Below are 12,706 nucleotides of genomic sequence, written 5' to 3'. Positions count from 1 at the left end.
CCGGGCGGCGTTACGTTTGACCTCAGGCACCAGCCTGGGCGAGAGCCTGGCTGAACATCTGCAAGGCTTCGGCCAGTTGTGCCTCGGTGGTGACCAGAGGCGCCAGGAAACGGATGACATTGCGTTCCACCCCGCACTTGATCACCAGCAATCCGGCCTGACGAGCGCCCTCGATGACCTGCTGAGCGAGGGCGGCGTCCGGGCTCCTGCCGTCCGCGCCCACCATCTCCACCGCCAGCATGAAGCCGCGGCCGCGGACCTCGCCGATACGCGGGTGGCGGCGCTGCAGGTCGAGCAGACCGCTGCGCAGCTGCTCGCCCAGAGTGACCCCACGGGCGACCAGGTCTTCCTCGTCGAAGATGTCCAGGACTGCCAGCGCTGCGGCGCAGGCCAGGGCGTTGCCGCCGTAGGTACCGCCGAGGCCACCGGGCAGGGGCGCGTCCATGATGGCGGCGCGGCCGACCACCCCGGAAAGCGGCAGTCCGCCGGCCAGGCTCTTGGCCACCGTCACCAGGTCGGGCTGGATGCCGGTCTGCTGGAAGGCGAAGAGGCTGCCGGTACGGCCGAAGCCAGTCTGGATCTCGTCCGCGATGAGGACGATACCGTGCTGGTCGCACAGCGCGCGCAGCCCCTGGAGGAATTCCACCGGTGCCGGACGGAAGCCGCCGTCGCCCTGTACCGGTTCGACCAGGATGGCGGCCACCTGGTCGGGGGAGACCTGGGTGGCGAGCACTTCGCGCAGGCCGGCCAGGGCCTGCTGGCTGTCCACCCCGCGGAAGGGATCGGGGTAGGGCGCGTGATAGATGTCGCCGGGGAAGGGGCCGAAGTTCTGCTTGTAGGGCTGGGCGAAGCCGGTCAGGGTCACGCCGAGCAGGGTGCGACCGTGGAAGCCGCCGCGAAAGGCGATCACCCCGGGCCTTTTGGTGTGGGCACGGGCGATCTTGATGGCGTTCTCCACCGCTTCGGCACCGGAGGTCAGCAGCAGCGTCTTGTAGGCCTCCCCATCGCCGATCAGGGTGTTGAGGCGGCTGGCCAGTTCCAGGTAGGGCTCGTAGGCCATCACCTGGAAACTGGCGTGGGAGATCTCCCCGACCTGGCGGCGGACGGCCGCCACCACCCGTGGGTGATTGTGGCCGACGTTGAGCACGCCGATGCCGCCGACGAAATCGAGGTAGCGGCGACCATCCACGTCCCAGACCTCGCTGCCCTGGGCGCGGGCCACCACGACGGGGTGGGCGGTGATGATGCCGCGGGGCACGCCTTGTTCGCGATAACCCAGCAGGCGTTCGGTGGCTTTGGCAGCGGAATTCATGCGGCGATACTCCAGGCAGGGGCGAGAGTTCCAGCCTACGCAGGCCTTGGGGTCGGTAACGCTGAAGTTGCTGGCCCCGGCATCGCGATCGGCTGTTTTGCTTGGGGGCGGCGGCATTTTCGGTTGCCTGCCGCCTTGGGTTTCAGTCGAGCCCACCGAGGTGCCAGGCCTTCACCTCCAGGTACTCGTCCAGCCCCAGGTGCGAACCTTCGCGGCCCAGGCCGGATTGCTTCACGCCGCCGAAGGGTGCGACTTCCATCGACAGGGTGCCGGTGTTGAGCGCCACCATGCCGAAATCCAGCTGTTCGCCCACCCGCCAGGCGCGGCGCAGGTCCTGGGTGTAGTAGTAGGCGGCCAGGCCGTAGGGCGTGGCATTAGCCAGGGCCAGGGCTTCGGCTTCGTCGCGGAAGCGAAACAACGGCGCCACCGGGCCAAAGGTCTCCTCGCTGGCCAGCAGCATGTCCGCCGTGGCGCCGGTCAGCACCGTGGGGATGACGAACTGGTCATGGCCGCTGGGCAGGCCGCCGAACAGGGCCCTGGCACCCTGGGTCAGGGCGTCGTCGACGTGGCGGGCCACCTTGTCCACCGCCTGGCGATTGATCAGCGGACCCAGCGTCACCCCGGTCTCCAGGCCGTTGCCCACCTTGAACTTGGCGGCCTCGGCGGTCAGACGCTCGGCGAAGCGATCGTGGATGCCGTCCTGTACCAGAATACGGTTGGCGCAGACGCAAGTCTGGCCGGCGTTGCGGAATTTACTCTGCAACACCCCAGCGACGGCCAGATCCAGGTCGGCGTCGTCGAAGACGATGAAGGGGGCGTTGCCGCCCAGCTCCATGCTGGTGCGCTTCACCGTGGCCGCGCACTGCGCCAACAGCAGCTGGCCGATGCGGGTGGAGCCGGTGAACGACAGCTTGCGCACCGCTGGATTGCCAGTCAGTTCGCCGCCGATGCCGGCGGGCATCCCGGTGAGCACATTGAATACGCCGGGCGGAAAGCCGGCGCGGTCGGCCAGCTCGGCGAGCGCCAGGGCCGAGAGCGGGGTGAGGTCCGAGGGCTTGATCACCACCGGGCAGCCGGCCACCAGCGCCGGCGCGGCCTTGCGGGTGATCATGGCGTTGGGGAAATTCCACGGGGTGATGGCGGCGGCGACGCCCACCGGTTGCCTGAGCACCAGCACGCGGCGATCGCGCGTCGGGGCAGGCAGGATGTCGCCATAGGCGCGCCGGGCTTCTTCGGCGAACCATTTGACGAAGCTGGCGCCATAGGCGATCTCGCCACGGGCCTCGCCCAGGGGCTTGCCCTGTTCCAGGGTCATCAGCAGGGCGAGGTCATTCTGGTGTTCCAGCATCAGGGCGTACCAGCGCTCCAGCAGGACCGCGCGCTCGGCTGCCGGACGCTCGCGCCAGGCCGGCCAGGCCGCTTCCGCGGCGGCGATGGCGCGGGCGGTTTCCGCTGCCTCCAGCGCCGCCACCTGGGCGATGACGGCGCCGGTGGCAGGATTTTCTACGGCGAAGGTGGCGCCGTTGTCGGCGGCTATCCAGTGACCGTCGACATAGGCGGATTCCTTGAACAGGCGAGGGTCTCGCAGATCGGGGTGCAGTGGCATGGTGGCGCTCCCAGTGGCAGGTCAGCCCCTGAGTCTAGGGAGCGGTGGCGGCGGCGGATGCCGAATTGGCGCTGCACGAGCGGTGGCGGAACGCGTTCGGCGCGTCCTGGCCGCAGTTTGTGCGGTGGCCAATAGGCCCGCTCAGTCGGACGCTTCGCCAAACAGCGGATCACCGCGCAACGCTGCCACGGCCAGTTCGACGAAGGCCCTGACCTTGGCCGCCGCCTGGCGGCCCTGGGAATAGACCAGGTGCACCGGCAGGGGCGCCTCCTCGTGGTCCGCCAGCACGATCCGCAGGCTGCCTTCGGCCAGCGCCGGGGCGATCTGGTAATGCAGTACCCGGGTCAGACCGCGCCCCGCCTCGGCGGCGGCGATGGCGGCTTCGTTGGTGTTGCACAGCAACAGCGGATCCACCACCACCCGCTGTCCGCGGGCGAAGCGCCATTCCGGCGAGGCCCAGGCGCCCTGGCAGACAAGGATGCGGTGCTCCTTGAGTGCGGCTGGAGTGGCGGGAGTACCGCGCGCCTCCAGATAGCTCGGGGCCGCGCAGACCACCCGCCGCATCTGGCCGACCTGGATGGCGGTAAGCCCCGAATCCGGCAACTGACCGATGCGCAGGGCGACATCCATGCCCTCGTCCAGCAGATTGACTTGCCGGTCGACGAAAAAGGTGCGGACGCGCATCTCTGGATAGAGCGCGAGAAAGTCCAGCACCAGCGGCAGCACGTGTAGCTGGCCGAACAATAGCGGTGCGGTGATCGCCAGGGTGCCCGAAGGCTCGACCTGGTGCCCGGCGGCGGCCAGTTCCGCCTCGGCGATCTCGCTGAGGATGCGCCGGCAATCCTGCAGATAGGGGGGCCGGCCTCGGTGGGCTTCACCGAGCGGGTGGTGCGCACCAGCAAGCGGGCGCCGACCAGCGCCTCCAGGCCGGCCACCAGGCGCGTCACTGCCGGTGCGCTCAGGTGCAGTTCCCGGGCCGCGCGGGCGAAGCTCTCGGTTTCGGCCACCTTCACGAACACGCGCATCGCCTGCCAACGATCCATCTGCGGGGTCTTCCTCAGGGCGCCGGAGCGGACCGGCCAGAGGTGCATGGTAGTCGACCCGACCAGGCTGACCAGCCTAGAGGTCGAATTCCAGCGGCGCGGACCTGGCCGCGGGCCGCGCGCAACAGAGCAGCGCCTGATTGGCGCCCACCGCCGCGGCGGGTTCCTTGAGATAGGTAACAGCGCCCTTGAGCAAGGGGGTGCGGCAGCTGCCACAGTGCCCCTCGCGACAGCTGAACGCAGGCTCCAGCCCCTGGGCCTCGGCCAGTTCCAGCAGGCTGCCGGCCGCAGGCGTCCACCGCGCCTCCCGGCCGGACGCCGTGAAGCGCACCGGAATGGTCTCGGTGGACACCGCTGGGCGGGTTACTTCCGCCGTCGCCGTGACGGTGCGCATCAGTCCAGCCGGTCCGAAGGCTTCGGCATGGATACGATCATCCTCGATGCCATGACCCCGCAGGCCGTCATAGAGCCCCTGGGTGAAGGCAGCCGGACCACAGAGGTAGAAGTCGTAGTCGCCAAAGGGCAGCTGGCGCTCCAGCAACGCCATCTCGATGCGTCCGGCGGCGTCATAGTCCACCCCGGGAAGCGCATCGGAGGGATCGCTCAGCACCCTGATCATCCGTATCGACTCCGGCGCCTGGGCCAGCAGCTCGGCGAGCTCCCTGTCGAAGGCCCGTTCCGCCCTGGTGCGGGCGCCATAGAACAGCGTGACGGTTCGCCGACCTTCATGGACCAGCTGCCGCAACATGGCCAGCAGTGGGGTGATGCCGATTCCGGCGGCCAGCAACACCAGGGGACGAGTGTCAGCGGGTGCCAAGGTGAAGTCGCCGGCGGGCATTCGCGCTTCGATCAAATCGCCTTCGCGCCACTGGTCGTGGAGCAGCTGAGAGACCAGACCGTCGCGCTTGACGCTGATGCGGTAGCGACCGTCCGCGGGGAGGGAGGTCAGGGTATAGGTCCGCACCAGGTAGGGCTGGCCCGGCCGAGGTGTCACTCGAATCGGCAGGAACTGACCGGCCTGATAGGGAGGCAAGCCGGCGGCGTCCACGGGTTCGAGATGGAAGGAGCGGATGGTGGTGCTCTCCTGGACGATCCGGGCGATGCGTAGCGGGCGCCAGTGGCGGCCCTGGGCCCCAGCCTCCAGGCGCCGCTCGACTTCCAGCCAGCTGCCGGTCAGCTGGCTGCTGTCCGACGCTCCTCCGGCTTGGGCCCTCCAGCGCAGCGCCAGGGCGGCGCGGCGGCGAACGATCCGCCGTGGGCGAAAGGCCCAGAGCCGCTCGGCCCCGTCGAAAGCCGCGATCTCCGGCGAGTCGAACAGCACCTCGGCGGTGCCGCTCAGCTGCAGCAGATCCCCGTGTTCGTAGTCCACGAACAGCAGCCCGGCCCGGCCGTTGGCGACGACATTGCCCAAGGTGTTGAAGAACAGATTGCCGTTGAAGTCGGGAATGGTCAGCAGGTCCTCGGCGCCGACCCGGACGAAGCCCGGCTTGCCGCCGCGATGGGAGACATCGACCCGCCGCTGGCCTTGCTGGTCGGCATAGGAAGCGACGAAAAAGGTATCGGCGCCGGCAATCAACGCGCGAGCATCGGCGTCCAGGCAGGCGAGGTGCTCCACCGATGCGACCGGGGTGGCATCCGGCGCCTGGGCAACGCTCAGATCGCGCAACTGGATATAGCGCGGGCAATTGCCGAAGCTCTGGTCCACCGTCACGCGCAGACCCTGGGCAGTGACGCTGAGTGTGCCGTTCATGCGATTGCGGCGGCGCGTATGCAACTCGATGCCGAGCAGGCCCACGGCGGCGCCGTCGCTCAGGCTCGGGGTTACCGGATCCTCGGCTGAGAGACGGGCGGCGATGTCCAGGGTGGTGGGCGTGGGCGAGGCGAGAAAGCCGGGCTGGCCTGCCAGGATCGTCGCCCAGGCCGCCCCCTCGGCATCGACGCTGCCCAGTATCACAAAGGGCAACTGCGCGAAGAACTGCCGATGCTGGTCAGGCATGAACGAGCGGATCACCCGCGGACCCAGGGCCGCCAGGCGCTCACGGACGCCCAGGCGTTCCTGAATAAGGGTTTCACCGGCGTGCCAGGTGGGTAGGGATTCGTGCATGACCGTGACCTCCAGCTAGGCGACGCGCGATCAGGTCCTGAGGCCTGCCGCGGTGCGGGGGAAGGGCACGAAGCCCGGCAAGGCTTCCACCCGCTGCAGGAACGCGCACACGGCCGCGTAGGGTGCCAGATCCACATTGCCTTCCGGCGCCCCGGCCAAATAGCTATAGAGGGCGATATCGGCGACGGTCGGGTAAGCGGCCGCCAGCCAGTCTCGCGAGGCCAGGTGGGCCTCCAGGCGTTCGAGCAGGACATGGGCGCGGGCGATGACCTCGTCGGCATCCAGCTGGGCGCCGAATACCGTGATCAAGCGCGCCGCCGCCGGGCCATAGGCCAGCTCGCCGGCCGCCACCGACAACCAGCGTTGCACCGCCGCCGCGCCCGCGGGGTCCTCGGGCAGCCAGTCGCTGCGGCCCGTCTTTTTCGCCAGGTAGACGAGGATGGCGTTGGCATCGGCGACCACCGTTTCGCCATCCCGCAGGACCGGTACCTGACCAAAGGGGTTGAGGGCGAGAAATTCAGGCGTGCGATTGGCGCCGCCCGGGATATCGACGTCGATCAGCTCGACCTCTAATCCCAACAAGGAGGCGAAGAGCACAGCACGATGGGCATGACCGGACAGCGGGGTGCGATAGAGCTGCATGAGCCGACTCCTGGCAGGCATCGGGGCCAAGGGTGGTCCCGACAGGTGCTACCAGCTTGGAATCAGAACCTTCGCGAGGGAATGGGCCTTCTGGTCACTTCAGCATTCCGCAAACTGGAATGATCGAGCCACGGGCGGGGGAGGGCGGCTGCTCCCACCATGGACCTCAGCGAGGCCCTTCGGCAGTCGCCAATCAGGCCTGATCTGTCTATCAGGCGGCAGTCTAGAGCGCCTGGGACTGGTCGGCGCCTCAGGCGGTAAAGTAGAATCAATATCATCTAAGCATCGTCGAGCAGGTAGCATCCGTCATGAATGACATGGCTCTCGCATCCTCGCGCCATCTTCATAGCCTCTATCGCGACCACAGCGGCTGGCTACAGGCTTGGTTGCGGCGGCGGCTGGGTAGCGAGTGGGATGCGGCCGATCTCAGCCAGGAAGCCTTTCTGCGGCTGGTGCGCAATCCCGAGGTGCTCGGCGAACTGCAGGAGCCGCGGGCCTATCTGGTGACCATCGGCAAGCGCCTGCTGATCAATTTCCAGCGCCGACGCAGCCTGGAGCAGGCGTACTTGGAGGCGCTGGCCGAGCTGCCCGAAGCCTGCGCGCCATCGCCCGAGCAACGCTGGATACTGCTGGAAACCCTGCAGGCCCTCGATGAGCTGCTCGATGGTCTGCCCGCCCAGGTCCGCCAGGCCTTCCTGCTCAGTCAGCTCGAAGACCTCACCTATCGCGAGATCGCCGAGCGCCTGCACGTCTCCGAGCGCACCATCAAGAGATACATGGCGCAGGCCTATGAGCATTGCCTGCTGGCGGAGCTGTGCTGAGCAGCGGCCAAGACCGGCGGCGGACGGCGATCCGCGAGGCCGCGGGCTGGCTGGCGCTGCTGGAATCCGGCGCGGCGGGCGAGCGCGAACATCAACAGCTGCAGGAGTGGCGCCAGGCCCATGCCGAGCACGAGCGTGCCTGGCAGGCGGCCTTGGCGCTGCAACAACGCTTCGCCGCGGTGCCTTCGCGATTGGCCATGGCCAGTCTGCAACCGGCCGACCGTGGCCGGCGGACCGCCATGCGCCAGTTGCTGGGGCTGGCGGTGGTGGTACCGACCGGCTGGTGGCTGACCCAGACGTTGCCTCTGGACGCCTGGACCGCCGACCTCAGCACCGCCACCGGCGAACGCCGTACCCTTACCCTGGCCGACGGCAGCCTGCTGCAACTCAATACCGCGACCGCCGTGGACCTGGATCCAGCCCGGCGACGCCTGACCCTCGTGCAGGGCGAGCTCTCGCTGCAGGTGCCTAGCGCCGAAGCAATGACCCTCGATACCCGTTTCGGCGTCCTGACGGTGCGCCAGGCCGAGGTCTGCGTGCATCAGCATGACGAGGGGTGCGACGTACGGGTGATCAGCGGCAGCGTGGGCGTGCGACCACTGAAGGGGCTCGGGCTGGAATTGGGCAAGGGCCAGCAATTGCGCTTGAGTGCCTTGGGAATCGGGGCTATCGAGCCCTTTTCCGCGACCCTGCTGAGCTGGCGCCAAGGGGTGCTGATCGCCCAGGACCAGCCGTTGGGCGAATTCCTGGAGGAATTCAGCCGCTATCGTCTCGGCCTGCTGCGTTGGGATCCCGCGGTTGCCAACCTCAGGGTCACCGGCAGTTTTCAACTTGCCGACACCGACCGGGTGCTGACTCTCCTGGCCGCTACGCTGCCGCTGGAGGTGCACTGGCGCACCCGCTTCTGGGTGACCCTGCAGCCGCGCACGGTCAGCGTCTGAAAAAAGCCTGTCCCCTTTTCGGTACTCGTCGGTCATTAACGGCATAGGACAACCAAAAGGAGGGGGATTCGATGGTGGCGTTGGTATTGCGTCCGTTGCTGCGCACGGGCCTGTTGGTGGCATTGAGCGGTACCCCTTGGTGGGCCGGTTCGGCGTGGGCCCAGGAGGCGGCTCGTCGGCATTACGAGATTCCCGCGGGCAGTCTCGCCCAGGCATTGACTCGCTTTGCGGCGGAGTCCGGGGTCAACCTGGCGGTGGATCCGGGGTTGGTGGGCAGGCGCAGCAGCGCTGGCCTCAAGGGCGACTTCGGCGTGGAAGAGGGCTTCAGCCGCCTGCTGGCCGGTTCTGGTCTGAGACTCCAGCCGCTGGGCGAGCGTGACTTCACCCTGGTGCCGGCGCCGCAGGAGAGTGGGGTCCAGGAGCTGGCCAGTACATCCATCGTCGCCACCAGCCTGCAGGCGGACGACGCTCCCTATGCCGGTGGCCAGGTCGCGCGGCAAGGCTCCCAGGGGCTGCTGGGCAATCGCGACTTCATGGACACGCCCTTCAGCCAGACCTCCTACACTGCCCAGACCGTCCAGAATCTCCAGGCCCGCACCCTTACCGACCTGATCGCCAGCGATCCCTCGGTGCGCTCCACCAATCCGTCGGGGGGTCGTTTCGAACAGTTCACCATCCGCGGTTTCAGCCTGTTCAACAGCGACGTCGCCTATAACGGCCTCTATGGGGTGCTGCCGACCTATTCCATCGACATGGAGATGGCCGAACGGGTCGATATCCTCAAGGGGCCGAGTCAGCTGCTCAATGGCATCTCGCCCCGCGGCAGCGTCGGCGGTGGCATCAACGTGGTGCCCAAGCGGGCCACCGACCAGCCCATCACCGAGATCACCGGCAGCTACGCGTCCGACAGCCAGGTGGGCGGCGCCGTGGATATCGGCCGTCGCTTCGGCGAGGACAACCGCTTCGGCATGCGCTTCAACGGCGTCAAGCAATCCGGCGACACCACCTGGGATCACCAGCACGTCGACCGGCAGATGGGCGTGCTCGGTCTGGACTACCGCGTCGAGCGCCTGCGCCTGGGGCTGGACCTGGGCCATACCGAGCGTGATACCGACGCGCCCCAGGAGCGGGTGCTGGTAGGCGCCAACGCCCGGGTACCCGATGCCGACGACGTGCGCCACAACTATGCCCAGCGCTGGACCCGCGCCCAGACCAAGGACACCTTTGGCGCCCTGCGTGGCGAATTCGACGTCGACGATTCGCTGATGCTCTACGGCGCCGTGGGCGCGCGCCGCAGCGATCACGAGTTCCTGCGCCACAACGTTTCCATCACCAACGACGCCGGCGACTTCACCGTCCAGCCGCGGGACTTCACCCGCGACGAGAACGTGCGCACGGCCAACGTCGGTGCCCGCAAGTGGCTGCAAACCGGACCGGTCAGCCACGAGCTCAATGTCAGCGCCGACTACTTCTACATGGACTTCGAGAACGGCGGCGGGCGCTACGCCAACGGAACGAGCAATCTCTACAACCCCCGCGACCTGCCAGCGCCAGGCGTACAGACCCGCGCCGATGCCAAGGGCTACACCGAGAACCGGTTCAGCGGCGTGGCCTTGGCCGACACCCTGGGCTTCTTCGACGACCGCCTACTGGTCACCCTCGGCGCCCGCTGGCAGCGGGTCAAGGTGGACGACTGGTCCGATGGGGTGAAGCAATCCACCGCCTATGACGAGGAAAAGCTCTCGCCCTCGGCGGGCGTGCTGTTCAAGGCCACCGAGCGGCTCTCGCTCTATGCCAACTACATGGAAGGCCTGAGCCAGGGCAAGATCGCGCCGTCCACCGCGCTGAACGAGGACGAGATCTTCCCCCCTTTCATCAGTCGCCAGGCGGAAGTGGGTGCCAAGTACGACTTCGGCGCCGTCGCCGTCACCGCCAGCGCCTTCCGCATCAAACAACCGGCCTACGAGACCAACGCCACCAGTCGCACCTTCGGCCCCAACGGCAAGCGCGTCAACGACGGGGCGGAGCTGAGCGTGTTCGGCGAGCCGCTGGCCGGTTTCCGCGTCCTCGGCGGCCTGATGTACATCGACAGCGAACTCAGGGACACCGTGGGTGGCACCTTCGACGGCAATCGCGCCCCGGCCACGCCCAAGCTCAATGCCAACCTCGGCGCCGAGCTGGACATCCCGGCGGTGCCCGGCCTGACCCTGACCGGACGGGGGATCTATACCAGCTCCCAGTACCTGGACCAGGCCAACAGCAAGGAAATCGATGCCTGGCATCGCTTCGACGTGGGCGCGCGTTACGCCTTCAAGGTCGACACCACCCGCGTGACCCTGCGCGCCTCGGTGGAGAACGTGATGAACGAGCGCTACTGGGCCTCCGCCGGTGCCTCCGACGACAGCGAACCCGGCCTGACGATCTCCACGCCGCGGACCTTCGTCCTCTCCACCACCCTGGCGTTCTGAACGCCAAAAATCCCGCCGTTGCGCAAGGCTCGTTGCAGTCCTGCGCGGCGGCGGATAACGCGGATAACCAACTAGGTGCACAACTGGGCCGCATTGCGCGGTCAAGGCCTATTACTCATTGATCGGAGTGTCATGCGGATATAACTGAAGCAAAGTTTCTATCAGGATAATTGCCGAGCTATTTCGATAACGGACCCACAGTGAGTTCGCGTTTCTTATCGTCCGCTAATTGGTGAAAGTTGGGCGAGTTCAAAGACTCGAATATTGATGGGAATAGCGGTTGAAGGATGAGAATGAAACTGATTATCGTTACCGAAGATAAACGTCTCGAGGTCTGACGCCATGCTTCAACCATCCCTCCGTCGTGACACCGCAACACCCGATAACGCTTTCTTTCTCGCTCGCCAGGCGCGCTTCGAATCCGAGGTCCGCAGCTATCCGCGCAAGCTACCGCTGGCCATCGCCAAGGCCGCTGGCGTCTGGGTAACCGATGTCGAAGGCAAGGTTTACCTGGATTGCCTGGCCGGGGCGGGCACCCTGGCGCTGGGGCACAACCATCCGGCGGTCACCGAGGCCATCTCCGCTTTTCTCGCCAGCGGCTTGCCGATGCACAGCCTGGACCTCACCACGCCGCTCAAGGACGCCTTCAGCGAACGACTGCTGGGTCTGCTGCCGGGTCAGTCCGAGGACTACTGCCTGCAATTCTGCGGGCCGTCCGGCGCCGATGCGGTGGAAGCGGCATTGAAGTTGGCCAAGAAGGTCACCGGACGCAGCAACGTGATCGCCTTTTCCGGGGGCTACCACGGCATGACCCACGGCGCCCTGGCCGTGACCGGCAACCTGGCGCCCAAACAGGGCGTGGCGGGATTGATGCCCGGGGTGCAGTTCCTGCCCTATCCCCATGAATACCGCTGCCCGCTGGGACTGGGTGGCGAGCGGGGCGCCGAGGCCCTGGCGCGCTACCTGGAGCGCTTCTTCGGCGACGTGGAAAGTGGCGTCTGCCGCCCGGCGGCGGTGATTGTCGAGGCGGTGCAGGGGGAGGGCGGCGTCAATCCGGCACCGGCGGCCTGGCTGCGGACCCTGCGCCGGGTCACCCGGGAACACGGCGTTCTGCTCATCGTCGACGAGGTCCAGACCGGTTTCGGCCGCACTGGTGCGCTGTTCGCCTGCCAGCATGCCGGCATCGAGCCCGACATCCTGGTGCTGTCCAAGGCCGTGGGCGGCGGCCTGCCGCTGGCGCTGCTGGCGATTCGGCGGGAGTTCGACGCCTGGGAACCGGGTGGCCATACCGGCACCTTCCGCGGCAACCAGTTGGCCATGGCCACGGGACTCGCCACCCTGGAGGTCATCGAGCGCGAGGGATTGGTCAGCCACGCCGCCCAACTGGGCAGCTGGCTCAAGCGGCATCTGGAGCGGCTGCGCGAGCGCTTTCCCGCCCTCGGCAATGTCCGTGGCCTGGGCCTGATGCTCGGCCTGGAGATCGTCGATCCGCGCGGCGAGCCGGATGCGCTCGGCAGCCTGCCGGCCGATCCCGCCCTGGCGGCGGCCATTCAACGCCACTGTTTCGCCCAGGGGTTGCTGCTCGAACGCGGCGGACGGGACGGCAACGTGGTGCGGCTGCTGCCGCCGCTGATCCTGCAGGAAAGCCACTGCCTGGTGCTGCTCGAACGCCTGGAGGCGGCCCTCGTGGCGGCGCTGGCCGAGCCGCGTGGCTGAGCGCAGGGCACCACCAGAGTGCCACCGCACCGGATCGCCCGCAGGGACGCGCC

The 12,706-nt window shown here is 67.6% G+C and carries 8 protein-coding genes and 1 pseudogene; 4 read left to right on the top strand and 5 right to left on the bottom strand.

Annotation, left to right across the window (positions count from 1 at the left end):
* Positions 1-22: 22 nt before the first annotated feature.
* The 5 genes and pseudogenes from gabT to NRG74_RS06820 form a co-directional block, all read right to left on the bottom strand.
* The gene (gabT, locus tag NRG74_RS06840; RefSeq protein ID WP_257706114.1) at positions 23-1,312 is read right to left on the bottom strand and encodes a 4-aminobutyrate--2-oxoglutarate transaminase; all 1,290 of its coding nucleotides are present in this window, start codon (positions 1,310-1,312) and stop codon (positions 23-25) included.
* A gap of 142 nt (positions 1,313-1,454) precedes the next feature.
* The gene (locus NRG74_RS06835; RefSeq protein ID WP_257706113.1) at positions 1,455-2,918 is read right to left on the bottom strand and encodes an NAD-dependent succinate-semialdehyde dehydrogenase; all 1,464 of its coding nucleotides are present in this window, start codon (positions 2,916-2,918) and stop codon (positions 1,455-1,457) included.
* 141 nt (positions 2,919-3,059) lie between these two features.
* Positions 3,060-3,961, bottom strand: a pseudogene (locus NRG74_RS06830) (LysR family transcriptional regulator).
* A 76-nt stretch (positions 3,962-4,037) separates the two neighbouring features.
* Complete coding sequence (locus NRG74_RS06825; RefSeq protein WP_257706112.1) at positions 4,038-6,065, bottom strand: 2Fe-2S iron-sulfur cluster-binding protein; 2,028 nt, start codon at positions 6,063-6,065, stop codon at positions 4,038-4,040.
* Positions 6,066-6,095: 30 nt separating this feature from the next.
* Positions 6,096-6,707, bottom strand: a complete 612-nt coding sequence (locus NRG74_RS06820) for a glutathione S-transferase family protein (protein ID WP_257706111.1) — start codon at positions 6,705-6,707, stop codon at positions 6,096-6,098.
* Between the two features lie 308 nt (positions 6,708-7,015).
* Between NRG74_RS06820 and NRG74_RS06815 the strand changes: the two genes are divergently transcribed.
* From NRG74_RS06815 to NRG74_RS06800, 4 genes are all read left to right on the top strand, one after another.
* Entirely contained in the window at positions 7,016-7,528 is a 513-nt protein-coding gene (locus NRG74_RS06815) for a sigma-70 family RNA polymerase sigma factor (RefSeq protein WP_202401759.1), read from the top strand.
* A complete protein-coding gene (locus NRG74_RS06810; RefSeq protein ID WP_437181183.1) occupies positions 7,525-8,469 on the top strand; it encodes a FecR domain-containing protein in 945 nt (314 codons plus the stop codon). The genes NRG74_RS06815 and NRG74_RS06810 overlap by 4 nt, the downstream gene beginning before the upstream one ends.
* Positions 8,470-8,540: 71 nt before the next feature.
* Positions 8,541-10,937, top strand: a complete 2,397-nt coding sequence (locus tag NRG74_RS06805) for a TonB-dependent receptor (RefSeq protein ID WP_257706109.1) — start codon at positions 8,541-8,543, stop codon at positions 10,935-10,937.
* A 342-nt stretch (positions 10,938-11,279) separates the two neighbouring features.
* On the top strand, positions 11,280-12,653 hold the full coding sequence (locus NRG74_RS06800) for a diaminobutyrate--2-oxoglutarate transaminase (RefSeq protein WP_257706108.1): 1,374 nt from the start codon (positions 11,280-11,282) through the stop codon (positions 12,651-12,653).
* Positions 12,654-12,706 lie beyond the last annotated feature (53 nt).

Source organism: Pseudomonas oryzihabitans (genome assembly GCF_024652905.1).
Taxonomy (GTDB): Bacteria; Pseudomonadota; Gammaproteobacteria; order Pseudomonadales; family Pseudomonadaceae; genus Chryseomonas; species Chryseomonas benzopyrenica.
The sequence above is the reverse complement of the archived record's forward strand: the minus strand, read 5'-3'. Positions and strand labels throughout refer to the sequence as shown.